Genomic DNA, 25,147 nt, shown 5'->3' with positions numbered 1-25,147 from the left:
CAGGGCGAGGGGATGCGTAATATTTCCCATAAAATCCATTCGGAATGATTGGGTACGGAAAGGTTGTCATCGAACTGACGCAGTGCGAAAGCGCACCAAAATGAGGCTATTGTTGTGGAGTCGATAGCACCTAAAACGGCAGATGTGATTGCCAGCGCCTTGCTGGCGCGCATCAAAGCGGGTGAGTTCAGTGGTGGCCGACTGCCTGCAGAACGGGCGTTAAGTGAAGCGTTTTCCACTACGCGTATCACGCTGCGCGAAGCACTGGGGAAGCTGGAAGCGCAAGGCGTAATTTATCGTGAACTGCGCCGTGGCTGGTTTATTGCGCCTCCGCGACTTATCTATAATCCTCTGTATCACAGTCATTTTCATGCCATGGCAGCCGAGCAAGGACGTCATGCCACCACCGAAGTCATAGCCGCACAGAAAGTGTCTGCGCAGGGCGCTGTAGCCGCCGCGCTGATGCTGGAAGAAGGGGAAACGGTTTTCTGTATTCGTCGTCTGCGTCGCATTGATGGCCGGGCCGTGTTGTATGTTGAGCATTACCTCAATCCACACTTTTTTCCCGGCCTGCTTTCCGAAGATCTTACGCGCTCTCTGACCGATCTCTACGATCAGCGTTACGGCATTCGCTACGGCGGCGCACGTTTCACCATTCTCCCTGGCCCCTTACCCGACGTTGCCGCCCCGGCGCTAAATGTCGCAGCCGGCAGCCCAGGTTTGCTTATCACGCGAATCAATCGCAACCAGCAGAAGCAGGTCATTGACTGCGATTGTGAATACTGGCGTTACGACGCGCTCTGTGTTGAGGTGGAAGCATGATTGTGATTTGCGTCACGCTAACGCATGATAGCGCCAGCGAATAATCGACTTTTCAGAGACACAACATGAGTGAAAAAAATCCTATGGCGCAGCACTTTGCAACCGTATTGCAATGGGTGCTGAATTTAGGTCTGCTGAGCCTGGCCATTATATTGGTGGTATTCCTTGGTAAAGAAACCATCCATTTAGCCAATGTTTTACTCAACAGCAGCGAACAGGCTTCGTCCTATTTGCTGATTGATGGAATCGTGATCTATTTCCTCTACTTTGAGTTTATTGCCTTGATTGTTAAGTATTTTCAATCGGGTTATCACTTCCCATTACGCTATTTCGTGTATATCGGTATTACGGCGATTATTCGTCTGATTATCGTTGACCACAAAAATCCGTTCGATACGTTGTGCTATTCAGCCGCCATTTTGGTGCTGGTTGTAACGTTATGGCTGGCAAACAGTCAGCGACTAAAACGCGAATAAACCAGCTAAGGGTTCTGCACGACGACAGGTGTTCACTGGGCCGCTCTGCGTTAAACTAGCGCCCTGCAAATTTTTGGGAGTGGTGCTATGTCGCAAGATGCGCTCAGCCTATTACGTGCGCTCAACTGGCTTTCGCCCACGCAACCGACGCTTTCGCCTGTGCTATTGGATTGGTTGATGGAAGAAGATTCCATGACGCGGCGCTTTGAGCAACATTGTCAGCGAGTAACGGTGCAGCCGGTGCGCGAAGGTTTCATTAACGCCAGCGAACTTACGGACGAACTGACATTGCTACCAAACGATGAACGCTATTGGTTGCGTGAAATTATTCTTTTCGGTGACGACGAACCCTGGCTGGCCGGGCGAACGCTGGTGCCGGAAAGTACCTTGAATGGCCCGGAGGCAATGTTGCAGCAGTTAGGCACACGCCCGCTTGGCCGCTATCTTTTCTCCTCTTCAACGTTGAGCCGTGATTTTATCGAGCCGGGAAAGGTCGATGATTTATGGGGCCGTCGCTCTCGCCTGCGCTTGTCAGGTAAACCGCTGCTGCTGACTGAACTGTTTTTGCCCGCTTCGCCGCTCTATCGCGATCGGGGTTAAGGAATTGCATTGTGCAAAAGACATTAAAAGTGAGTAAGTTGCAGGCATACAGCCGCCTGATGCGTATCGATAAACCGATTGGCACCTTGTTGTTAATGTGGCCTACGCTGTGGGCATTGTGGCTGGCTAACATGGCGGTGCCACCCATTTCCGTGCTGGTGGTGTTTGTTTTGGGCGTTATCGTGATGCGTGCGGCAGGATGCGTCATTAACGACTATGCCGATCGCAAGGTGGATGGTCACGTCCAGCGCACGCAAAATCGTCCGTTACCCAGCGGTGCGGTGAGTTCAAAAGAGGCAAAATATTTGTTTGTTGGGTTGGCATTAGTGGCATTCGTACTGGTGCTGACCATGAACCTGATGACTATTCTGCTCTCCGTCGTGGGGCTGGCGCTGGCTTGGGTTTATCCTTTTATGAAGCGTTATACCCATTTGCCGCAAGTGGTACTGGGGGCGGCATTCGGCTGGGCTATTCCAATGGCGTGGGCCGCAGTTAGTGAGTCCTTACCTTTTGTTTGCTGGCTGGTATTCATCGCTAATATTTGCTGGACGGTGGCTTATGACACGCAATATGCCATGGTTGATCGCGATGATGATCTGAAGATTGGCGTGAAGTCGACAGCGATTCTGTTTGGTCGTTTTGACAAACTGATCATTGGGTTACTGCAGCTGGCAACGCTAATACTGATGGCGTGGGTAGGTTTATTACTGCAGTTAAATGGCGCGTTTTACTGGTCTTTATTATTGGCTGCTGCGCTGTTTGTGCATCAACAGCGACTGATTGCCCAGCGCGAGCGTCAGCTCTGTTTTCAGGCCTTCCTCAACAATAACTATGTTGGGTTGGTGCTGTTTATCGGTGTGCTGATGAATACGGCGCCGTTCAGCCATATTTTCTAACGCATTCTTGGCACTCAATAAAAAGGCGACCTGTTTAAAGAGGTCGCCTTTTTTTGACATCAATATGACCAAACGCTTACTCGTGCGCCACTGCGCTCTCAATCGTCAGGCGTACATCGCTGGTAACCAGGTCGGCCAAAATAAGCCAGGTTGCCTGCGTCTGTAACACGTCTGCATCACCGCTGTCGCTGATATAGCCTTCGTGGCGTAGCGTCAGCACCAGTGAGGTAAAGACCGCTTTGTCGAAGAACTCCGGCGCATTGATGCCGTGCAGAACTGAAAGGCGCTGCGCTAACGTGCGGCTCTCTTTTTCCAGCGTGCCGCGGTTAATTGCAGGCTTAGCGCTTAGAATCGAGAAAGTAATGGCATAACGTTGCAACGTTTCGCGAATACCGGCCGCCAGCAGTTGCAGGGTACGATAGCGTGCGGCAGTAAAGCGTAATTGCCCATTTTCGATAGTGATCAGACCCTGACGCGCCAGTTCTTCACAGAAATTGGACAGCAGCTGCGGCAACTCATCGGTTTGCCAGCGCAGGAAAAGCTCACTCTTCAGCATGGGGTAAATCAGGCTAACCTGACGCAACAACTCAGCTTCGCTCAAATTCGGATGCTGCTGCACGATAGCGGCAATCAGCGACGGCATCACCAGCATGTGATGAATATTGTTGCGATAGTACGTCATCAAAACCGCCTGCTCACGCGGCAGAATGATGATATCGCCAATGCTGTCTTTCTCACTTTCAAACTTGTTCATGCCCATTGCATGATCAAGCAGCGCTTCGGCGGTAAGATCCGGCACGGTTGAGTTGGGTGAGTAAGGCACGTTACGCAGTAGCTGGGTATAGCATTCGAGCTGCTCAATCAACTGTTCACGCGTTAGTGAGCGCTGACGCGAAGCGAGCAGGGCTGTCACGCACAGGTTCATGGCATTGGCAGCGCCTGCTTCATTAATCCTCACCATCAACCGCGCGGCAATGTCATTCACCGTTGGCGTTAGCCAGCTTGGGCGTTGTGGCTCAATAGGATCGATTGCATCACGCCATTCTGGCACTCGCTTGTTGAGATAATTGACCAGCGGCAGCGGTTCGCCAAAGTTGACGTAGCCCTGGCCCAGGTTGCGCAGCTTACGCAAGCCGCGCACCATCTGCATAAAGCCTTCTTTCTCTTTGGCTGCGCCACGTAACTCTTTAGCGTAGGTGCCGACTTCCATCACGTGTTCATAACCGATGTAAATGGGCACTAACGTAATCGGACGATTACCCCCACGCAGCATCGCCTGAAGCGTCATTGCCAGCGTACCGGTTTTGGGATCAAGTAAGCGACCGGTGCGAGAGCGTCCGCCTTCAACAAAGTACTCAACGGAATATCCGCGGGTAAACAGCTCACCCAGATATTCGCGGAATACGGTGGAGTAAAGCTTATTGCCTTTGAAAGTACGACGAATAAAGAAGGCGCCCAGACGACGGAAAATCGGTCCAGCAGGCCAGAAGTTGAGGTTAATACCCGCTGCGATGTGAGGCGGTACTAATCCTTGATGGTAAAGCACATAAGAGAGCAGCAAATAATCCATGTGGCTGCGATGGCAAGGCACATAAACAATTTCGTGACCATCTTGTGCTAACTGACGTACGCGCTCGCCGCCGTTGACGTTAATGCCCTGATAAAGACGGCTCCACAACCAGCCCATTACGCGGTCGGTAACGCGAATCGCCTCATAAGAGAAGTTGGCTGCAATTTCTTCCATCATCTCAACCGCATTTTGCTGCGCTTTTTCATGAGAGATTTTTTTGCTGCGTGCCTCATCTTCAACGGCTTTCTCAATCGCTTTCGATTGCAGTAACCGATTAAACAGATCCTGACGAGCCGGCAAACGGGGACCGATAGCGGCCAGACGCTGACGTGCAAAGTGAATACGCGCAACACGCGCTAACTTCTGAGCGATGGATTGATCTGTACCGTGTTCAGTCGCCATGCGGCGCAGCGAAACGGTGGGTGAGAAACGCACAAAGCTGTCGCGCCCGTGCCAAATCACCGCAAAAAATTTCTGTACGCCATTTAATACGCGCAGATGCGGCGTATCTTCACCCTGAACTTCGCGCCCCGGTGCGCGACCAAACATCACCGTTACCGGCAGCATTTGAATGTCGAGTGCCGGGTTGTTGCGATGCAGGTCGAGGTAATCATGGAAGATTTTCACCGACTCAACGCTGGGCACAAAATAGGGAAATACGCGCGGGCCATCGTGGATAAAAACGTGGCGTGGAAGCAGCGATCCATCAATCTCGAGTGGAGAGAGGGGATCGGGCAGATCGTGCTTAATGCACTGCGCGCGTAATGTCAGTAAGTCGGCCTTCGAATCGTACGGCAGAACATACATAATGGGCCGGGTAGGATCCAGACCATGTTCAGAAACGGGATCGGCCGGAATAGCCTTACTCTTTACCAAAAACGAGAGTGGTAAATTCAGTAATTTATAATAAAGTTTACGCCAACCTGACATAGACAACATGAAGCCTCTTGTTAGCAAAGCGCCGCAAGCATACCAGAAAGCGCAGCGAAGATCTGTGGTGGTGCCATTAGCCGGCAGCCCAGACATTGACGTCAATCCGTTGAAAGGGTTCCCATAATATGGCAAATAATGCCACCGGTCTTATTAGAATTGTGAAAGCTGCCGGTTATTCGTGGCAAGGTCTTCGTGCTGCATGGCAATACGAAGCGGCGTTCCGCCAGGAAGCTATCGCCGCGTTAATCGCCATTGCGGTAGCGTGTTGGCTGGATGTGGACACCGTTTCTCGCGTATTAATGATTGGGGCCGTCGTGCTCGTGGTCATCGTTGAAATCCTCAATAGTGCGATTGAATCTGTCGTTGACCGCATCGGGCAGGAGCACCATCCCCTTGCCGGGCGTGCAAAAGATATGGGTTCAGCCGCCGTCTTGCTGAGTATCTTACTGGCCGTTTTCGTCTGGATCGCTTTGCTTTGGTCGCATTTGCGATAGGCTTTCCAGAACCCGTCAAACGGCTGATTATTGCCTGACTTTTGGTTTCCATTTCACCAATACCTGTATATACTCACAGCGACTGTATAAACAACCAGGGGGCGGGATGAAAGCGTTAACCAGCAGGCAGCAGCAGGTCTATGACCTGATTCGCGATCACATCAATCAAACAGGCATGCCGCCAACGCGTGCAGAAATTGCCGCACAGCTGGGATTCCGTTCACCCAATGCGGCAGAAGAGCATCTCAAAGCATTAGCGCGTAAAGGCGTTATTGAGATTGTTTCTGGCGCTTCTCGTGGTATTCGTCTGTTAATGGAAGAAGAAGCCTCGGAAGGTTTACCGCTGATTGGCCGCGTGGCCGCAGGTGAACCGCTGCTGGCGCAAGAACACATTGAAACGCATTACAAAGTTGATCCCGGTCTGTTTAAGCCTTCAGCTGATTTCCTGCTGCGCGTAAGCGGTATGTCGATGAAAGATATCGGCATCATGGACGGTGATTTGTTGGCGGTGCACAAAACGCAAGATGTGCGTAACGGACAAGTGGTTGTCGCGCGTATTGATGATGAAGTGACCGTTAAACGCTGGAAAAAACAGGGTTCAATTGTCCATCTTCTGCCAGAAAATAACGACTTTGAACCGATTGTGGTCGATACGCGTGCCCAGTCGCTGACCATTGAGGGTCTGGCTGTTGGCGTCGTTCGCAACGGCGAGTGGCTGTAATCTTCCTATAGTCGCTTTTGTTCGCCAGTCTGATGCTATTCTGTCTGCCCAAATTTAGCCGCTGCTGTCTTACCTGCTGATGCAGCGGCGCTGAGCACGGATTTGCGAATGCGTTTTTTGACTGCAACTGATAAAAATCTTTGGCGGCTTGCGCTGCCGATGATCCTTTCTAATATCACCGTCCCGCTGCTGGGATTGGTCGATACCGCTGTTATTGGCCACCTTGATAGTCCTGTTTACCTCGGCGGCGTCGCTGTAGGCACCACTATCACTAGCTTCCTGTTTATGCTGCTGCTTTTCCTGCGTATGAGCACCACCGGTTTAACGGCACAAGCATTCGGTGCGAATGATAAAGCTGCGCTGGCACGTGCCCTGACTCAGCCATTGATGATGGCGCTTGTCGCTGGCGTAATTTTCATTTTTTTACGCGACCCTGTCAGCCAGCTTGCCACGCATATGATTGGCGGTAATCCGCAAGTGCTGGAGCAGGCAACGCTGTTTATCCATATTCGCTGGCTTAGCGCCCCCGCGATGCTGGCGAATCTGGTGATCCTGGGCTGGTTGCTGGGTGTGCAATATGCGCGAGCGCCGGTGATCCTGCTGGTAGTGGGCAATCTGGTCAATATTTTGCTCGACCTGTGGCTGGTGCTTGATTTGCATTGGGGTGTCGCTGGGGCGGCAACCGCAACCGCATTGGCAGAATATGTCACCCTGGCGGTGGGATTAGCCATGGTATGGCGCGTGTTGAAACTGCGGGGTATCAATATGGCGTTGCTCAAACAGAGTTGGCGCGGGGATATGCGCCGACTGTTACGACTTAACCGCGATATCATGCTGCGTTCGCTCATGCTGCAACTCTGTTTTGCCTCGCTGACCCTGTTAGGTGCCCGTATCGGGCCCAATGTAGTCGCAGTCAATGCGGTATTGCTGATGTTCATCACATTCACCGCTTATGCGCTTGACGGATTCGCCTACGCCGTAGAAGCCTTTGCAGGCGAAGCGCATGGTGCTAAAGATGGCGCTAAATTGCTGCGCGTCTGGCGCGCCGCCTGTCGGCAAGCTTTCCTGGTCGCACTTTTCTTCTCCTTGATTTACATCCTGTTTGGCACGCATATCGTTTCTATGCTCACTTCAATCGACGCGCTACGGCAAATGGCAGATCGCTATTTAATCTGGCAAATCATTATGCCGATAGTCGGTGTTTGGTGTTACCTGCTAGACGGAATGTTCATTGGTGCAACGCGTGGTCGTGAAATGCGTAACAGTATGGCGATTGCGGCGTTAGGCTACTTCATTACCTTACTGACTTTACCGTGGTTGGGTAACCACGCTTTATGGCTGGCAGTCATGGTGTTTCTTGCCTTGCGCGGCCTGTCGTTATGGTGGATATGGCGGCGTCACTGGCAAAACAACAGCTGGTTTACCGCTTAAAATAGGGTGTGGTACAGAACCGCGCTCTACAGAATATTCTGTAATGTTCCAGCAGATCTAAAATCCTCTACTATAATTAACTTTCAATAGCGCACATGAGTAGCGCTTTATATCGATATTATCTTGCATGGCGAGATATAAGTTGAAACCTGAAGGATGACCGGAGGTCTGCTATGAATCACGACGAAGCGAGTGGTAACTGGAAGCAGTTCAAAGGCAAAATCAAAGAAAAATGGGGCAAGCTGACAGACGACGATATGCAAGTCGTTGAAGGTAAACGCGATCAGCTTGTTGGTAAAATCCAGGAACGTTATGGCTACGCTAAGGATGAGGCGGAGAAAGAAGTCACAGACTGGGAAGGCCATAACAAAGATTATCGCTGGTAATTAAGACAGTTTAAGGACGATGCTCCTACCCACCGGTACGCTCATACCGGACAGGCACAAGGATGTGCCAACTATCCCTTCTTCCCACGCTTTTTCACGTCAACGTGATGATCGTGTTCACAGCTTTCATGGTGTGTACAAGCTTCAACAGCAACGCATTTCTCACATAAACCGTGCGCCTCAATGACGCTATGACGTAGAGCGAAATGTGCATCCGTGGCCAGCGAACCAATGATGTTTTCTACGCCCTGTGCATGTTTTTCAATAACCGCTGCACAGCGATCGCATACCAGCATCACAGACGTATGCGCAGGTGCATCAAAATGGTGGCACATCACGTAGCTGTTGTTGGATTCAACACGATGAATAAAACCCTGCTCAAGCAAAAAATCCAACGCGCGATATACGGTAGGAGGTTTAGCCTGCGGTTCACTTACGCGTAACTGATCCAGCAAATCGTAGGCGCTGATTGAACCTGGCAGCTCAGCCATCAAACGTAATACTTCTGCACGCTGCGTAGTCAGACGAACACCGCGCTGCAGGCACAGTTTTTCCGCCTGGGACATAATTTGCTCTGACGTCATCGTCGACATGAAAATTCTCCGCTAAATAAGTGATGTTATTTTATCACACAAATTTTGTTCACGCAGGCGTTGCACCGGGCGTGAAAAACAGGCATTTACGTCACTTTCTACGCGTTAAAATTTCAGTTAAGTGCTGAAGCCTCGCTTAAACAGATCCAACCTATTTCAACAGGTTGAGGATTTTTCCGCCATTTCGCTTTGCATCTCACTGAGTTAAGTATTAATGTTCAAAAGTATTTAAGGAATGGCTGGTCTTGCACCGTTCTTTTTGCACCAACTTGAACAATAACAACGCTAATCTGATACAAAAACATCCAATCCGTTGAATTGAGACACTGTTTCCTTCGAATTCACAGCAATAACGTGTTAGCTGACGTTCACAATAGCGCTAACAACCTATTCAGTCGTTGAATGATTCGACGGCACTTTTTACAGGTGATGACAGGCAGATGGTGAAAAAATTCGTTCAGCGCTCAGCGCTGGCTTACCCGGCGATGTTAAGTGCACTGTTTATTTCTTCTTCCGCCATGGCGGCAGGGACATGGTATGACGCACGCAATGATGCCATGGGTGGTACCGGCGTCGCTTCATCAACCTATGGCTCTGCCGTGTTGGCAAACCCGGCGTTGATGACTCGCGCCAAACCTGAAGATAAAGTCAGTATTATTTTCCCTTCAGCGGGTGTGCAAATCACTGATAACGACAAGCTAATTGACAAAGTAGATGATATTTCCGATACCGTTGATCGCTATCAGGACGTTATTAATAATCTGACTTTTGCCGACTATTTACGTGGCTACCCTGAATTACGGGCGGCAACGGGTGATGTAGCAAATCAACTGAGCGATTTAAAGGGCAACAAAGCGGATGGCCGTGCGGGTGTGGCTGTCGCCGTGACCATTCCTAATGAAACCCTGCCTTTCGCTTTCATAACCAAAGCCTACGGAACTGTCCATGTGCAGGCTAACGTAGCGCAGAGTGATATTGATTACTTACAAGGTGTTGCCAATGGTTCCGTCATCCCAGTGCCTGGCGATGAGGACAATTTGCGTTCCAGCGCCAATGGCCTGGCGGCGCTGATTACCGATTACGGTATTTCCGTGGCGCATGAGTTCACGATTGCCGGCCAAGCCGTTTCAATCGGGGTTACGCCTAAGATTCAGAAAACCTGGCTTTATAACTACACCGATAGTCTCTACAACTACGACAAAAGCGATATCAACAGTTCACGTTATCGGAGCTCTGATACCGGCTTCAACGTTGATGCAGGCTTAGCCACAACCTTTGCTGAAAACTGGACCTTTGGCTTGACTGGACAAAACCTGATTTCACGCGATCTTGATACAAAAGAGGTCAACGGCTACCGCGATACTTACCAAATTCGCCCGCTGGTAACCACAGGTCTTGCCTGGGATAAAGGTCCATTTACCTTAACCGGCGATGTAGATTTAACTGAAACCAAGCGCTTCAAATCAGAGGGCAGTAATCAATATGCTGCGGTCGGTGGTGAATATCGGGTGTTAGACTGGTTGCAGTTGCGTGCCGGCTATCGAGCAGATATGCGTTCTAATGATGAAAACGTTATTACCGCCGGTTTCGGCTTATCGCCATTTAATAACGCGGTGCATGTAGATCTTGCAGGTACAGCAGGTGCCAATAATACCTGGGGCGCAATGATGCAGCTCGGGTTCAATTTCTAACGATCTGCACGGATAGAAAAGGGTGGGCGATGCAATGTCGCCCACCCTTGTGGTATTCTTGCACAGAATATCATCACTCATAACCACCGGATTCTCTGCGCTTCATGACCGATACCTTCTCTTCGCAACGTTTTTCCATTGCACCTATGCTCGACTGGACCGATCGTCACTGTCGCTATTTTCATCGCCAGCTCACCGGCGACACGCTGCTCTATACCGAAATGGTTACCACGGGCGCAATCATTCACGGTAAAGGTGATTACCTTGCGTATAGTGAAGAGGAGCATCCGGTTGCGCTACAGCTTGGCGGTAGCGACCCCACGGCATTGGCGCAGTGCGCAAAGCTGGCAGAAGAGCGCGGTTACGATGAAATTAACCTGAACGTAGGCTGTCCATCTGACCGCGTACAAAATGGTCGCTTCGGTGCATGCCTGATGGCAGAAGCCGATTTAGTGGCGGACGCCATCAAAGCCATGCGGGATGTCGTCAGCATCCCGGTAACGGTAAAAACCCGAATCGGGATTGATGAGCAGGATAGCTATGAATTCCTGACCCATTTTGTTGGCACAGTAGCAGAGCGTGGTGGATGCGATACCTTTATTATCCATGCGCGTAAAGCTTGGCTTTCCGGCTTAAGCCCAAAAGAAAACCGCGAAATTCCACCGCTGGATTATCCACGTGTTTATCAGCTCAAACGTGACTTTCCGCATCTAACGTTGGCAGTTAATGGTGGCGTTAAAACGTTGGAAGAGGCGAAACTGCATCTACAACATCTGGATGGTGTGATGATGGGCCGCGAGGCTTATCAAAACCCGGGTATTCTGACGCAGGTTGATCGTGAATTATTTAATCGTGAAACGTCTGTTGTCGATCCAGTGGCGGTTGTGCGCTCGATGTATCCTTATATTGAAGCGGAGTTGAGCAAAGGCACTTACCTCGGCCATGTGACGCGTCATATGCTGGGCCTGTTTCAGGGGATCCCGGGCGCGCGTCAGTGGCGTCGTTATTTAAGTGAAAATGCGCATAAACCTGGCGCGGATGTACGCGTGCTGGAAGCCGCATTAACGTTGGTGGCAGACAAAATTCCTCAGGAAGCCTAAATTAGCGAAGCCAGCCTGCAAAGGCTGGTTTTTTTTACGCCAAAAAATGAGGATTCTCGCTAATGCTGAAATTCAGTTATGCCGCTCTTTTCTTATAATTCAGGCAATTACACGTTGGCACATTTCTTGTAATAGCTCAGTATTAGCTTATTAAAGAGGCGCTAACATGGAAATTTTATTTGTATTAGGGTTCTTCCTGATGCTGCTAGTAACCGGTGTTTCATTGCTTGGCGTTATTGCCGCATTGGTGGTTGCAACCATGGTGATGTTTGTCGGTGGGTTGTTTGCTCTTGTTATCAAACTGTTGCCATGGCTAGTGTTAGCGGTGGCGTCGGTATGGCTATACCGTACCTTTTTTGCTAACAAAGAGTCGCATTCTCTTGCCAGGCTTAAACGCAAAATCAATCGGTTAGATCGTAATAGTTGGCGCTAAATGCGGGTGCGATCACAGACTCAGAAATTGCTTAGAACAATTCGGCAATTAAACATATTTTTTACTTATGTTTTCTGTCAGGATTACTCTCGTTGAGTCAAAACGCATTCATCGCCGCTGTCCCTACACCAGCGCGAACGATAAAAAAGACAAAAAGGGCTTCCTAAGAGAAGCCCTTTTTGCATTTAAGGAATCAAAAGGCTTGAACCGTGAGTCGCTCGACTTTCCAGGGTTTTATGTGCCTGGCTGGCATCTTTAAGCGCAAATTTTTGCTGCTCCGGCACATCAACTTTTATGGCCCCGCTGGCTAAGAGCGAGAACAGCTCAGCACTGGCAATTTCCAGCTCTTCACGATTAGTGATGTAGCCAAACAGCGAAGGTCGGGTAACAAACAGCGACCCTTTCTTGTTCAAAATACCCAAGTCGATTCCGGTCACTGGACCAGACGAATTACCAAAACTCACTAATAAACCCTGTCGACGCAGTGAATCTAAAGAGGCTTCCCAGGTATCTTTACCTACCGAGTCATAAGCCACGGCAACTTTTTTACCCTCGGTTAACTCACTTACGCGTTGTGCAATATTTTCTTCGCGATAATTAATTGTGGCCCATGCACCGGAATTTTTAGCCAACTGCGCTTTATCTGCTGAACCCACAGTGCCAATCAAATGGGCACCTAACGCTTTTGCCCACTGGCAGGCAATCAGGCCAACACCGCCTGCGGCGGCGTGAAACAGGAAAATTTCGTCAGGTTTAACTTTGTAGGTTTGACGAAGGAGATATTGCACGGTTAAGCCCTTTAAAAAGCTGGCTGCGCCTTGCTCAAAGCTGATTGCATCGGGAAGCAACATCAATCGATCTTCCGCAACGTTATGCAGTTCGCTGTATGCGCCTAATGCCGCCTGACAATAAACCACGCGATCGCCAGGCGTAAAGCGAGTCACATTTTTACCGATGCGCTTTACTACGCCGGCCGCTTCGGTACCTAAACCTGACGGGAAACTGCCTACTGGATAGAGTCCACTGCGCACGTAGGTATCAATGTAGTTAATGCCGATGGCTTTGTTCTCAACCTGTATTTCATTCTCAGCGGGATCGGCAGGTTCAAAGTCGATCCACTGCAGAACGTCAGGGCCGCCGTGTGCATTGAATTGAATACGCTTTGCCATTCTTACTCCTGTGATTGTTTCATCATGAGGGTGAGGCGCGCGCGACAACAAGGTATACTGGCGCGTCCCCACAGAAGATCGGTATTGCATTCACTATGGCAGGAAATAAACCCACCAACAAATCGAACGAAACGCATGATCGTCAGCTGGCTGGCGTGAAAATGCCCCCGCATTCGCTGGAAGCGGAGCAATCGGTGCTCGGTGGGTTAATGCTGGACAACGAACGCTGGGATAACGTTTCAGAGCGTGTCGTCGCCAACGATTTCTTCAACCGTTCGCATCGTCTGATTTTTTCAGAAATGCAGCGTTTGCTGGAAGAGAGCCAACCCATTGACCTGATCACCCTTTCAGAATCGCTGGAAACCCGTGGCGAACTGGAAATGGCAGGCGGCTTTGCTTATTTAGCCGAATTAGCGAAAAACACGCCAAGTGCAGCAAACATTGGTGCTTACGCCGATATCGTGCGTGAACGTGCCATTGTTCGCGAAATGATTTCGGTCGCCAATCAAATTGCGGATGCGGGTTACGATCCGCAAGGCAGAAACAGCGAAGAGCTGCTGGATTTTGCGGAATCCAACGTCTTCAAAATTGCTGAAGCGCGCGCCAACAAGGATGATGGCCCGAAAAACATCGAGCAAATCCTTGAATCGACCGTCTCGCGTATCGAATCGCTATATCAAACACCACACGACGGCGTTACCGGTGTCGATACCGGTTATCAGGATCTCAACAAAAAGACCGCAGGCTTGCAGGGATCGGATCTGATTATTGTCGCGGCCCGTCCATCGATGGGTAAAACCACGTTCGCCATGAACCTGTGTGAAAACGCCGCGATGCTGCATGATAAACCAGTGCTGATTTTCAGTCTGGAGATGCCCAGCGAGCAGATCATGATGCGTATGCTGGCGTCGCTTTCACGCGTGGACCAAACCCGTATTCGTACCGGCCAACTCGACGATGAGGATTGGGCGCGTATCTCCGGCACCATGGGCATTTTGCTGGAGAAGAAGAACATGTATATCGATGATTCTTCCGGGCTAACGCCAACAGAAGTCCGTTCACGCGCGCGCCGTATCTTTCGTGAAAACGGCGGGTTGAGCATGATCATGATCGACTATCTTCAGCTGATGCGCGTGCCGTCGCTGTCTGACAACCGTACGCTGGAAATTGCTGAGATTTCGCGCTCCCTTAAGGCGTTGGCCAAAGAGTTAAACGTGCCGGTGGTGGCGCTTTCGCAGCTTAACCGCTCGCTGGAGCAGCGTGCCGATAAACGTCCGGTCAACTCGGATTTGCGTGAGTCAGGATCGATCGAGCAGGATGCGGACTTAATTATGTTTATCTACCGCGATGAGGTTTATCACGAAAACAGCGACCTCAAAGGGATTGCTGAGATCATTTTGGGTAAACAGCGTAACGGCCCAATCGGCACGGTCCGTTTGACCTTTAATGGACAATGGTCGCGTTTCGATAACTACGCAGGCCCGCAATACGACGACGAATAAGCCTTTCTTTGTGCTGACATGCACGTTCTGTGCATGTCAGGCCTGTCATCAGAAAATAGTGTTGGACAACCTCACCAGTGATCGGGTTATCTGTAACAAAGCGACGCTTATAACGCTCTGGAATCAGAATGACGCATGTAGACGATTACGACCTTAAAATACTGACTTTATTGCAAGCTAATGGCCGACTGACTAATCAGGAATTGAGTGACTTGGTGGGTCTTTCTGCGTCTCAATGTTCCCGCCGCCGTATTAATCTCGAACAGGCCAATTTGATTCTTGGCTATCATGCGCGGCTTTCGCCCGACGCGATTGGTCTAGGTATGGTGGGATTGATAGAAGTTCGCCTGATTAACCATACGGCAGAATATGTAGAGAGCTTTCACCGTATGGTGGAGCAGGAAGATGCAATTGTTGATGCGTATAAAACCACGGGCGATGCCGATTATCTGTTGAAAGTAGCCGTCTCTGATCTGCCCTCGCTGGGGGCACTAATCAGCCAGTTAGTCGCCGGACATCAAAGCGTTTCACACGTTAAAACATCGGTAGTACTGGGCCGGTTAAAAGAGAATGGATTAATGATGATTCCTGAGCATACCGCGCGCTAAAACAGTGCGTGATGTGCGGTTTTGGTGCAGAATGTTGGTAATTAATGCAAAAAACGCGCACCGAAAAAGAATTTGTGCATGATTTGACGGTTTAATTGATATTCATGCACAAAAACCTGCAATAAAGCGCCTTAGATATCAATGGGATAATCGCTGGCACCTGCCGACAGCAGAAAAACGTTGTCGGTATGGTGCGTTTTTTGCATTTGAACCGCATCATTTGCAATGAGAAAACACCCATGGATAACGTTGTTCAACCTTCCCGTATTCCCCATTCCCGTATAGAAGATGCGCTGGCGATAGTGATGGGCACATTAATGGTGTCGTTTGGCGTCATTATGCTGAAGCAAGCGGGCGCCTTAACCGGCAGCACCGCCGGCATCGCTTTCCTGATCAGCTATATCTCCCCGCTGTCATTTGGTAGCGCATTTTTTCTGATCAACCTGCCATTTTACTGGTTGGCTGTGCGCCGCATGGGCTGGGAATTTACGCTTAAAACGTTTTGCGCTGTGGGGTTAGTTTCACTCTTCACTCACCTTCATCCGCTGTTCGTTCACTTTTCCAACCTCGATCCGTTTTATGCGACATTGTTCGGTAACGTAATCATGGGGATTGGGTTTATAGTGTTGTTTCGTCATAAAGCCAGCCTCGGCGGCATCAATATTCTGGCGCTCTGGCTGCAGGATCGTTTTGGTATCCGTGCCGGTAAACTGCAAATGGCAGTCGACACCTGTGTGGTGCTGGCGTCGCTGTTCGTGGTCAGCATGCCAATATTGCTCGCCTCGATAGCAGGCGCGGTAATTCTTAATCTGATTATCGCTATGAACCATCGTCCTGGACGCTACATGGTTTAATGAGACAAGTGATCTGCTTACATTCCCTGCTTAACAAGACCAATCATGGAGATCTGCACCGTGTTTCAAAACGTTGATGCCTATGCCGGCGACCCGATTCTGTCGCTGATGGAAGCCTTTAAACAGGATCCTCGCGAACATAAAGTTAACCTCAGCATTGGGCTCTATTACGACGAGCACGGCATTATTCCTCAGTTGCAGGCCGTAGCCGCAGCGGAAGAACAGCTGCATGCCGAGCCGCAGCAGGCTTCGCTCTACCTGCCGATGGAAGGCTTGAATCCTTACCGTAACGCGATTGCACCGCTGCTGTTTGGTGCTGAACACCCAATGCTAAAAGCAGGCCGTGTAACCTCCATCCAAACGCTGGGCGGATCGGGCGCACTGAAAGTCGGTGCTGATTTCCTCAAGCGCTATTTTCCGCAATCCAATGTCTGGGTGAGCGATCCAACCTGGGAAAACCATGTTGCTATCTTCAATGGTGCAGGTTTTGAGGTAAATACTTATCCATGGTACGACGCTGAAACTAACGGCGTACGTTTTGAAGCCTTTATTGAAAAACTGAAAACGCTGCCTAAGCAAAGTATCGTGTTACTGCATCCATGCTGTCATAACCCAACCGGCGCTGATCTGACCAACGCACAGTGGGATCAAACCACTGAAGTGTTGAAGGCGCAGGAGCTGATTCCATTCCTTGATATTGCTTATCAGGGCTTCGGCGCAGGCATGGAAGAAGATGCTTACGCTATCCGCAAAATTGCGGCGGCAGGTTTGCCAGCGTTAGTCAGCAACTCGTTCTCTAAAATCTTCTCTCTGTATGGCGAGCGTGTAGGCGGATTGTCTATCGTCTGCGAAAGTGCTGAAGAATCAAGCCGCGTACTGGGTCAGCTGAAAGCGACTGTGCGTCGTAACTACTCAAGCCCACCGAACTTCGGCGCACAGATTGTTGCGCGCGTGCTGAATGACGCTGCCTTAAAAGCCAGCTGGTTAGCAGAAGTGGAAGCGATGCGTTTGCGTATTCTGGACATGCGTAAAGCACTGGTGCAGGTATTAAGTACCGCTTTGCCGGGTCAAAACTTCGATTATTTGCTGAAGCAACGCGGCATGTTTAGCTATACCGGTTTAAGCGCCGAGCAGGTTGATCGTTTACGTGAAGAGTTTGGCATTTATCTGGTAGGAAGTGGCCGTATGTGTGTTGCTGGCCTGAACAGTAAAAACGTACATCAGGTGGCTGAAGCGTTTGCTGCGGTGATGTAAATCTTACGAAAAGAAACAAACCGTCGGCGTCGTTCGGCGGTTTTTTTTACCGTTTTTTTAGCCGTCACGATAAAGGAGACGGCTCTTGTGGGGACCTGAGTGCGTGTTAATATCAGGTTTAGCGTTTTCAACGGCCGCTGTTTGCGCGATCCGCGTACCCATCTCGAAACAATGCCCGCACCTTCGACTGTTCTCTCACGTCCCGGACCTTTTATTTAATTTCCCTGCAGGGTTTACCTTTTCGCGACATGCTGCACACTTAAAAGGTGTAACCGATTTAGGGAAAAAGCATGTGGTATCAACAAACCTTAACGCTGAACGCCAGACAACGCGGGTTTCATTTAGTCACTGAAGAGATTGTCGATCAGCTGCCTGCGCTGGCTGAAATCAAAACCGGACTACTGCATTTGCTGTTGCAGCATACCTCGGCATCGTTAACGCTAAATGAAAATTGCGATCCCACGGTGCGTAGCGATATGGAACAACATTTCATGCGCCACGTCCCAGAAGATGCGCCTTATCAGCATGATTATGAAGGTCGCGATGACATGCCTGCGCATATTAAATCATCGACGTTAGGTGTTTCGTTGCTGTTGCCAGTTCAGCGAGGAAAGCTAGTACTGGGAACCTGGCAAGGTATTTGGCTGGGAGAACACCGCATACATGGCGGTGCGAGGCGAATCGTCGCCACCTTACAAGGGGAATGAGGATGAATACTTCGGAGTTATTGACCTATTGCATGAGCAAACCTGGCGCGGAACAAAGCGTACACAGCGACTGGAAAGCAACGCAAATTAAATGCGATGGCATGCTATTTGCCATGGTTCACGATGTCGAAGGGCGTCCTGCGGTGTCACTGAAATCGACACCTGCCCTGGCAGACTTAATGCGTGAAGAACACAAAGATGTTTTCCCCAGCGAACATCTTAATAAGTCGCACTGGAATACACTCTTTCTGGATGGCTCGTTGAAGGACTCGCAGATCTACTATCTGGTTGATGCTTCTTATCAGCAGGCGGGAACAGCAAAGTAAAAGTAAAACAGCGGTCCTCGCCAGTAATACAGACGAGGACCTGATGGTTCAGCGGCGTAAGGCTTAAGCAGCGGTTTCTTCACGTAATGTTTTGATATCGATAACAAAACGATACTTCACATCACTCTTTAACATGCGCTCATAGGCTTCATTAATCTGATTAATGGCAATCAGTTCAATGTCTGAGGTAATGCCATGCTTGCCACAGAAATCCAGCATCTCTTGCGTTTCAGCGATACCACCAATCAGTGAGCCTGCAATGCTGCGGCGTTTAAAAATCAGGTTAAATACTTGTGGAGCAGGGTGATCGTGTTCCGGTGCGCCAACCAGCGTCATGTTGCCGTCGCGCTTCAGTAAAGCGATGAAAGGGTTCAGATCGTGCTGAGCCGCAACGGTATTGAGAATAAAGTCGAAGCTGTTGGTGTGCTGCGCCATTTGATCCGCGTCTTTTGAGACCACGACTTCGTCAGCGCCCAGACGTTTACCATCTTCGATTTTTGACGGCGAAGTGGTGAACAGCACAACATGTGCGCCCATCGCGTGCGCAATTTTCACGCCCATGTGGCCTAAACCACCCAAACCCACGATACCTACTTTTTTACCTGGGCCAACATTCCAGTGGCGCAACGGCGAATAGGTGGTGATGCCCGCGCACAGCAGCGGCGCAACGCCCGCCAGTTCCAGGTTTTCTGGAATACGCAGCACAAAGCCTTCATCTACGACCATTGAGGTTGAGTAGCCACCGTAAGTGATCGCGCCGGTTTCGCGGTCTTCACCGTTATAGGTGCCAACAAAACCGTTTTCACAATATTGTTCCAGGCCTTCCTGACAGCTTGGACAGCTGCGGCAGGAATCAACCATACAACCCACGCCAACCAAATCACCCACTTTGTATTTCTGAGTATCTGCACCCACAGCGGTGACGCGACCCACAATTTCATGACCTGGCACCACAGGGAAAATAGTGTTTCGCCATTCGTTACGAGCCTGATGAAGATCTGAGTGGCAAACGCCACAGTACAAAACGTCAAGTTGCACATCATGTGCGCGGAGTTCGCGTGGTTTGAAATCGAACGGTGCGAGTTTGGATTTAGCATCCTGAGCAGCATACGCATGCGTGATATTCATGGTGTCTCCAGTTTCGTCGATGTGTCGTGATGATTTTTAGATAAGTGCAGCAGGGCAGAACAGCTGCAAATAGGGCGACGCGAAAGGCGTGCCAAAGAGGAACGCTTAAGGATAGTCAGGGATGCCGAAAGCGTATATGCCTATACATGTTTGAATCTTGCCTGATTCTGCATTTCTCGGGGCAATTGTGCAGGACTAAAAACAAGGCCCGCACGAGGCGGGCCTGAAAGATTTACTTCTTCAATAATGGCTTGAGGAAGCGGGCGGTATGCGATTTCTCGCACTCCGCCACTGTCTCCGGTGTGCCAGCAACCAATATTTCACCGCCGCCGCTGCCGCCTTCTGGCCCCAGATCGACAATCCAGTCAGCGGTTTTGACCACGTCAAGATTGTGTTCAATCACCACAATGGTATTGCCCTGGTCACGCAGCTGATGCAGCACTTCCAGCAACTGCTGAATATCGGCAAAGTGCAGGCCGGTGGTTGGCTCATCCAGAATATAGAGCGTTTGGCCGGTGCCGCGTTTTGACAACTCACGCGCCAGTTTCACACGCTGTGCTTCACCGCCTGAAAGCGTCGTTGCGGACTGCCCAAGACGGATGTACGACAGGCCAACATCCATCAGCGTTTGTAGCTTACGCGCCAGCGCCGGAACGGCATCAAAGAACTCACGCGCTTCTTCAATGGTCATCTCCAGCACTTCATGGATGCTTTTGCCTTTGTACTTAACTTCCAGCGTTTCGCGGTTATAGCGTTTACCTTTGCACTGGTCGCAGGGCACGTAAATGTCGGGCAGAAAGTGCATTTCTACCTTGATAACGCCATCGCCCTGACAGGCTTCACAGCGGCCGCCCCGCACGTTGAAGCTAAAACGTCCCGGGTTATAGCCGCGCGAACGCGATTCGGGAACGCCGGCAAACAATTCACGTACCGGCGTAAAGATGCCGGTATAAGTCGCCGGGTTAGAACGCGGTGTACGACCAATTGGGCTTTGATCGATATCGATAACTTTATCGAAATGCTCTAGCCCGTGAACCTCGCGATACGCTGCGGGTTCGGCAATGGTCGCACCGTTAAGCGCGCGCTGAGCAATCGGAAACAGCGTATCGTTGATCAGCGTTGATTTACCGGAACCGGACACGCCGGTGATACACGTAAACAGGCCAACCGGTAGCGTTAGCGTCACATCCTTCAGGTTGTTACCGCGTGCGCCAGTGACTTTCAATACTTTGGTTGGATCGCCTTTCACCCGTTCTTGCGGCACAGCAATTTCACGTTTTCCGCTCAGGAACTGACCGGTTAATGACGCTTCTTCTGCCATGATTTCATCAACGGTGCCTTCGGCAACAATCTCACCGCCATGCACACCTGCGCCTGGACCGATGTCGATCACATGGTCAGCGGCGCGAATAGCATCTTCATCATGCTCAACCACAATCACGGTATTACCCAGATCGCGCAGATGAATCAAGGTGCCGAGCAGACGTTCGTTATCGCGCTGATGCAAACCAATTGACGGCTCATCCAACACATACATAACGCCAACCAGGCCCGCACCGATCTGGCTAGCCAGACGAATACGCTGTGCTTCACCGCCGGATAACGTCTCTGCGGAACGCGACATAGAGAGATAATTGAGCCCGACATTCACCAGGAAGCTCAGGCGATCGCCGATCTCTTTCAACACTTTTTCAGCAATTTGAGCGCGTTGCCCGCTTAGCTTAAGGTTCTCAAAAAACGACATCGCATGACCGATGCTCATATCAGAGATCGTAGGTAATGTGGTGTTTTCAAGATAGACGTGACGCGCTTCACGGCGCAGACGCGTGCCTTCGCAACTGGCGCAGGCGCGGTTGCTGATAAACTTCGCCAACTCTTCACGTACCGCTGAAGATTCGGTCTCTTTATAACGACGTTCCATATTGTTCAGTACACCTTCAAACGGATGGCGACGTACAGACGTGTCACCGCGATCGTTGATGTACTTGAATTCGATACTCTCTTTACCTGAGCCGTACAGAATCACTTGCTGCACGTTCTCTTTCAGGCTGCCAAATGGCGCTTCGATGTCGAAATCGAGGTGCTCAGCCAGTGAGCGCAGCATCTGGAAATAGTAAAAGTTGCGACGATCCCAGCCACGAATTGCACCGCCAGCCAGCGACAGCTCATTGTTTTGCACCACACGATCGGGATCAAAATATTGCTGTACGCCCAAGCCATCACATGTTGGACAGGCACCGGCTGGGTTATTAAAAGAGAACAAGCGTGGTTCCAGCTCACTCATGCTGTAACCGCAAATCGGGCAGGCAAAGTTCGCTGAGAACAGCAGTTCTTCCGCTGCGTTGTCGTCCATGTCGGCAACAATCGCCGTGCCGCCAGACATTCCTAACGCGGTTTCAAACGATTCTGCCAGGCGAGTTGAAAGATCCTCACGCACTTTGAAGCGATCAATGACCACTTCAATGGTGTGTTTTTTCTGAAGCTCAAGCTTAGGCGGATCGGAAAGATCGCAGACTTCGCCGTCAATACGCGCGCGGATATAACCCTGTGTCGCCAGGCTTTCCAGCGTCTTGGTATGTTCACCTTTACGATCTTTCACGACCGGAGCCAACAGCATCAAGCGGCGACCTTCAGGTTGCGCTAAGACTTGATCGACCATTTGGCTCACAGTTTGCGCCGCGAGCGTGACGTCATGATCTGGGCAGCGCGGTTCACCCACGCGTGCAAACAGCAAGCGCAGGTAATCATGTATTTCGGTGATGGTGCCGACCGTCGAGCGCGGGTTGTGTGAAGTCGATTTCTGCTCGATGGAGATAGCGGGCGACAGACCTTCGATATGATCGACGTCTGGCTTCTCCATTAAAGAAAGAAACTGGCGCGCATAGGCAGAGAGCGACTCTACATAGCGGCGTTGACCTTCCGCATACAGCGTGTCAAAAGCCAAAGAGGATTTACCGGAACCCGAAAGGCCGGTTACCACAATGAGCTTGTCACGCGGAATGGTCAGGTTGATGTTTTTCAAATTATGGGTGCGAGCACCACGAACTTCGATCTTATCCATTCACCTTTCCCGGATTAGCAGCACTCGCCGTGCCATGCCGACACGACCAGAATAAACGCATTATTATGGCACAAAAAATAGACTGAATAAATATCCAGTAGTCTTTGCCTTTTGGTGGCTAAGTGTTCAAAATTGGAACCCCGCTCTAAAGTGGGAACACTATTCAGGACGTGTTAGAATTGATCGTTTAGACTTTTAGCATTAACTCATCGGGAGACAGCAACATGGCCAGTCGTGGCGTTAACAAAGTGATTCTTGTCGGGAATCTGGGTCAGGATCCGGAAGTGCGTTACATGCCAAATGGTGGCGCTGTCGCCAACATTACGCTGGCCACGTCGGAAAGCTGGCGCGACAAACAAACCGGTGAAAATAAAGAGATCACCGAATGGCACCGCGTCGTGCTATTTGGCAAGTTGGCCGAAGTAGCCGGTGAATACCTGCGTAAGGGTTCTCAGGTCTATATCGAAGGCCAACTGCGTACGCGTAAATGGCAGGATCAGGGCGGCCAGGAACGTTACACTACTGAAGTTGTGGTTAACGTAGGCGGCACCATGCAAATGTTGGGTGGACGTCAAGGCGGCAGCGCTGGCGGAGCAGCACCTGCTGGCGGCGGACAAAGCAACAACAACAACGGTTGGGGCCAACCGCAGCAGCCACAGGGCGGCGGTAATCAGTTCAGCGGCGGCGCGCAATCTCGTCCGCAGCAGCAGAGCGCACCTGCAAGCAACAATAATGAACCTCCAATGGATTTTGACGACGACATCCCGTTCTGATTTTTGCGGACTTGCGTTAAACCAAAAGAAAAGGCCCAGCTCGCTGGGCCTTTTCTTTTATAAACTTTTTTCAACTATGACCATTCTGTCAAAATGGCATCACAGCTCAGCACACGCGGCACATTGCCAGGCAGTGAAAGCGCTGCCCACACCTCGTTGTGTTGATTAATCAGTTGTTCTGCGCTGACAAAAGTACGATCGGCCGTGGTATGCGCATCAGCCGCCACGGTAATGCGATAGCCAAGGCTGGCACCGACTTTAATCGTGGTATCGACGCAGTAATCGGTCGCGCAACCACAAATAACAAACTCTTTCACAGACAGTTCATTTAACCGTTGGGTTAGAGACGTTTGCCAAAAGCTGTCGCAGGCCGTTTTGGTCACGAAATGTGCGTGAGCAGGCTGATGCAGTTCTGGCAGCAAATCAAAAGAAGCCGCGCCTTCTTTCATGCTGCCTTCGCGGTGTTGGATAAAAATTGTTAGGTCGGATTGTTGAATAAGGCGGTTAATGCGTGCGACGCGACCGTCCTGATCAAAGCGGGGCGTTTCAAAAACGCCGTTTTGCATATCGACTACCATTACAACACGCTGTGCCATGTTAAAACTCCGTTTATGCATCAGCGAAGCAGTGTTACCTGGCGAGATGACATTGGCAAACTTTTGCATTTCAGCATCGTTCACATGCATGCTAGTAAAACAAACTCAATGTAACCAAGAGGTGTGTCGTGGAAGGCGTTCCAGCCATTTTTCCCTGTGAAAAAGATTGCGCGCAGTTTCAGCAGTTGTCTGAGCTGCCGGGCGTAGAACTTTATCAGGCACACATCTCTCGCTATGCATTTGAACCGCATACCCATGAAGCCTTCGGTATCGGTACTATTGAGTCGGGTGCACAGCGCTTTCGCTATCGCGGAACACAATACACGGCGCCGGAAAACTCGTTGGTGATGATGAACCCTGACGAACTTCACACTGGCGAATCAGCTTGTGATGAAGGCTGGCGCTATCAGATGATCTACATTCAGCCGCAACTGATGGATGAATTAACCGGCGATCGCGGCTGGTGGTTTAATGAGGCCATGCTTACAGACCTGCGCCTGGCGCAGCCGCTGTCGCAAATCCTGACTGCGCTATGGCAAGCGGATTCAGCATTGGCGCGGCAAAGCTTGTTGTCGGAATTATTTCGCCTGATGCGGCCGCTGGCCCGCATGTCTGCTCAGCAAAAACCAGAGGCGCAGCACCGCTTTGATCATGTCCGTGACTATTTACGCGCAAATCTTGCAGAGCCGGTACGGCTTGAATCGTTAGCCGCGCTGGCATCACTGTCGCCGTGGCATTTTTTGCGTGCTTTTCGTGACCACTTTCATGTCACGCCACAGCAAATGTTGATGGCGTATCGTTTATATGAGGCCAAGCAATTGCTTGCGCGCGGTGAATCAGCGGCCAGCGTGGCGGCAACGGTGGGACTTACCGATCAGGCACATCTGACGCGTGCTTTTGCTCAACGTTATGGCATTACGCCAGGTCGTTATCAAAAACAGGTGATGCGTCGCTAGCATCACCGCAATCTGCTACAAGCAATCTTTCCGCCATTTCGCCACACTGCGCCGGTTTCTCTATAAA

25 protein-coding genes are annotated in these 25,147 nt (G+C 50.6%); 19 read left to right on the top strand and 6 right to left on the bottom strand.

All coding sequences use genetic code 11. From position 1 onward, the window contains the following. Positions 1-114 precede the first annotated feature (114 nt). From MUG06_RS12630 to ubiA, 4 genes are all read left to right on the top strand, one after another. The gene (locus MUG06_RS12630) at positions 115-822 is read left to right on the top strand and encodes a UTRA domain-containing protein (protein WP_243078798.1); all 708 of its coding nucleotides are present in this window, start codon (positions 115-117) and stop codon (positions 820-822) included. A 65-nt stretch (positions 823-887) separates the two neighbouring features. Continuing rightward, positions 888-1,298, top strand: coding sequence for a phosphate-starvation-inducible protein PsiE (psiE, locus tag MUG06_RS12625; RefSeq protein WP_243078797.1), 411 nt, complete (start codon positions 888-890; stop codon positions 1,296-1,298). Positions 1,299-1,385: 87 nt separating this feature from the next. Then, on the top strand, positions 1,386-1,898 hold the full coding sequence (gene ubiC / locus MUG06_RS12620) for a chorismate lyase (protein WP_243078796.1): 513 nt from the start codon (positions 1,386-1,388) through the stop codon (positions 1,896-1,898). A gap of 11 nt (positions 1,899-1,909) precedes the next feature. Then, positions 1,910-2,794: a 4-hydroxybenzoate octaprenyltransferase gene (gene ubiA / locus MUG06_RS12615; RefSeq protein ID WP_243078795.1), complete on the top strand. Its 885-nt coding sequence runs from the start codon at positions 1,910-1,912 to the stop codon at positions 2,792-2,794. A gap of 76 nt (positions 2,795-2,870) precedes the next feature. On the opposite strand, the gene plsB is transcribed toward ubiA, so the two are convergent. Beyond that, positions 2,871-5,294 carry a glycerol-3-phosphate 1-O-acyltransferase PlsB gene (gene plsB / locus MUG06_RS12610; protein ID WP_243078826.1) on the bottom strand — a complete coding sequence of 808 codons (2,424 nt, stop codon included), beginning with the start codon at positions 5,292-5,294 and terminating at the stop codon, positions 2,871-2,873. Between the two features lie 128 nt (positions 5,295-5,422). On the opposite strand from plsB, the gene MUG06_RS12605 reads away from it, so the two are divergent. The 4 genes from MUG06_RS12605 to MUG06_RS12590 all read left to right on the top strand — a co-directional run bounded on the left by MUG06_RS12605 (position 5,423) and on the right by MUG06_RS12590 (position 8,329). Further along, positions 5,423-5,791: a diacylglycerol kinase gene (locus tag MUG06_RS12605; protein WP_215847908.1), complete on the top strand. Its 369-nt coding sequence runs from the start codon at positions 5,423-5,425 to the stop codon at positions 5,789-5,791. A gap of 106 nt (positions 5,792-5,897) precedes the next feature. Then, complete coding sequence (gene lexA / locus MUG06_RS12600; protein WP_215847907.1) at positions 5,898-6,512, top strand: transcriptional repressor LexA; 615 nt, start codon at positions 5,898-5,900, stop codon at positions 6,510-6,512. A 108-nt stretch (positions 6,513-6,620) separates the two neighbouring features. Next, entirely contained in the window at positions 6,621-7,943 is a 1,323-nt protein-coding gene (gene dinF / locus MUG06_RS12595) for an MATE family efflux transporter DinF (RefSeq protein ID WP_243078794.1), read from the top strand. Between the two features lie 173 nt (positions 7,944-8,116). Continuing rightward, on the top strand, positions 8,117-8,329 hold the full coding sequence (locus tag MUG06_RS12590) for a CsbD family protein (protein WP_215847905.1): 213 nt from the start codon (positions 8,117-8,119) through the stop codon (positions 8,327-8,329). Positions 8,330-8,400: 71 nt separating this feature from the next. Here the strand turns inward: MUG06_RS12590 and zur are convergent, their stop codons facing one another. Next, on the bottom strand, positions 8,401-8,922 hold the full coding sequence (gene zur / locus MUG06_RS12585) for a zinc uptake transcriptional repressor Zur (protein ID WP_215847904.1): 522 nt from the start codon (positions 8,920-8,922) through the stop codon (positions 8,401-8,403). A gap of 440 nt (positions 8,923-9,362) precedes the next feature. Here zur and MUG06_RS12580 point away from each other — a divergent pair, with 440 nt between their 5' ends. The 3 genes from MUG06_RS12580 to pspG all read left to right on the top strand — a co-directional run bounded on the left by MUG06_RS12580 (position 9,363) and on the right by pspG (position 12,146). Beyond that, positions 9,363-10,613, top strand: a complete 1,251-nt coding sequence (locus MUG06_RS12580; RefSeq protein WP_243078793.1) for a conjugal transfer protein TraF — start codon at positions 9,363-9,365, stop codon at positions 10,611-10,613. Positions 10,614-10,717: 104 nt separating this feature from the next. Beyond that, positions 10,718-11,713, top strand: a complete 996-nt coding sequence (gene dusA, locus MUG06_RS12575) for a tRNA dihydrouridine(20/20a) synthase DusA (protein WP_243078792.1) — start codon at positions 10,718-10,720, stop codon at positions 11,711-11,713. 166 nt (positions 11,714-11,879) lie between these two features. Next, positions 11,880-12,146 carry an envelope stress response protein PspG gene (pspG, locus tag MUG06_RS12570; RefSeq protein WP_243078791.1) on the top strand — a complete coding sequence of 89 codons (267 nt, stop codon included), beginning with the start codon at positions 11,880-11,882 and terminating at the stop codon, positions 12,144-12,146. A 185-nt stretch (positions 12,147-12,331) separates the two neighbouring features. On the opposite strand, the gene MUG06_RS12565 is transcribed toward pspG, so the two are convergent. Then, complete coding sequence (locus MUG06_RS12565; protein WP_243078790.1) at positions 12,332-13,315, bottom strand: quinone oxidoreductase; 984 nt, start codon at positions 13,313-13,315, stop codon at positions 12,332-12,334. Positions 13,316-13,410: 95 nt separating this feature from the next. On the opposite strand from MUG06_RS12565, the gene dnaB reads away from it, so the two are divergent. From dnaB to MUG06_RS12535, 6 genes are all read left to right on the top strand, one after another. Beyond that, positions 13,411-14,817, top strand: a complete 1,407-nt coding sequence (gene dnaB, locus MUG06_RS12560; RefSeq protein WP_215847899.1) for a replicative DNA helicase — start codon at positions 13,411-13,413, stop codon at positions 14,815-14,817. 128 nt (positions 14,818-14,945) lie between these two features. Then, positions 14,946-15,425: an Lrp/AsnC family transcriptional regulator gene (locus MUG06_RS12555; RefSeq protein WP_215847898.1), complete on the top strand. Its 480-nt coding sequence runs from the start codon at positions 14,946-14,948 to the stop codon at positions 15,423-15,425. 239 nt (positions 15,426-15,664) lie between these two features. Then, positions 15,665-16,279 (top strand): YitT family protein, encoded by a 615-nt coding sequence (locus MUG06_RS12550; protein WP_215847897.1) that lies wholly within the window; start codon positions 15,665-15,667, stop codon positions 16,277-16,279. A gap of 60 nt (positions 16,280-16,339) precedes the next feature. Beyond that, a complete protein-coding gene (locus tag MUG06_RS12545) occupies positions 16,340-17,533 on the top strand; it encodes an amino acid aminotransferase (RefSeq protein WP_215847896.1) in 1,194 nt (397 codons plus the stop codon). A 290-nt stretch (positions 17,534-17,823) separates the two neighbouring features. Continuing rightward, complete coding sequence (locus MUG06_RS12540) at positions 17,824-18,240, top strand: secondary thiamine-phosphate synthase enzyme YjbQ (RefSeq protein WP_215847895.1); 417 nt, start codon at positions 17,824-17,826, stop codon at positions 18,238-18,240. Between the two features lie 2 nt (positions 18,241-18,242). Continuing rightward, complete coding sequence (locus MUG06_RS12535) at positions 18,243-18,566, top strand: MmcQ/YjbR family DNA-binding protein (RefSeq protein WP_215847894.1); 324 nt, start codon at positions 18,243-18,245, stop codon at positions 18,564-18,566. Between the two features lie 63 nt (positions 18,567-18,629). On the opposite strand, the gene MUG06_RS12530 is transcribed toward MUG06_RS12535, so the two are convergent. Beyond that, positions 18,630-19,694, bottom strand: a complete 1,065-nt coding sequence (locus MUG06_RS12530) for an NAD(P)-dependent alcohol dehydrogenase (RefSeq protein ID WP_215847893.1) — start codon at positions 19,692-19,694, stop codon at positions 18,630-18,632. 232 nt (positions 19,695-19,926) lie between these two features. Further along, positions 19,927-22,755 (bottom strand): excinuclease ABC subunit UvrA, encoded by a 2,829-nt coding sequence (gene uvrA / locus MUG06_RS12525; RefSeq protein ID WP_215847892.1) that lies wholly within the window; start codon positions 22,753-22,755, stop codon positions 19,927-19,929. 224 nt (positions 22,756-22,979) lie between these two features. Between uvrA and ssb1 the strand changes: the two genes are divergently transcribed. After that, positions 22,980-23,528, top strand: a complete 549-nt coding sequence (ssb1, locus tag MUG06_RS12520; protein ID WP_243078789.1) for a single-stranded DNA-binding protein SSB1 — start codon at positions 22,980-22,982, stop codon at positions 23,526-23,528. A gap of 74 nt (positions 23,529-23,602) precedes the next feature. Here the strand turns inward: ssb1 and MUG06_RS12515 are convergent, their stop codons facing one another. Then, positions 23,603-24,124 (bottom strand): isochorismatase family protein, encoded by a 522-nt coding sequence (locus MUG06_RS12515; RefSeq protein WP_243078788.1) that lies wholly within the window; start codon positions 24,122-24,124, stop codon positions 23,603-23,605. Positions 24,125-24,252: 128 nt separating this feature from the next. Between MUG06_RS12515 and MUG06_RS12510 the strand changes: the two genes are divergently transcribed. Next, complete coding sequence (locus tag MUG06_RS12510) at positions 24,253-25,080, top strand: AraC family transcriptional regulator (RefSeq protein ID WP_243078787.1); 828 nt, start codon at positions 24,253-24,255, stop codon at positions 25,078-25,080. The last annotated feature ends 67 nt before the right edge of the window (positions 25,081-25,147 follow it).

The sequence above is a fragment of the Pantoea sp. MQR6 genome (genome assembly GCF_022761075.1).
GTDB classification, from domain to species: Bacteria; Pseudomonadota; Gammaproteobacteria; order Enterobacterales; family Enterobacteriaceae; genus Pantoea; species Pantoea phytostimulans.
This window is presented reverse-complemented; position numbering and strand designations above follow the sequence as displayed.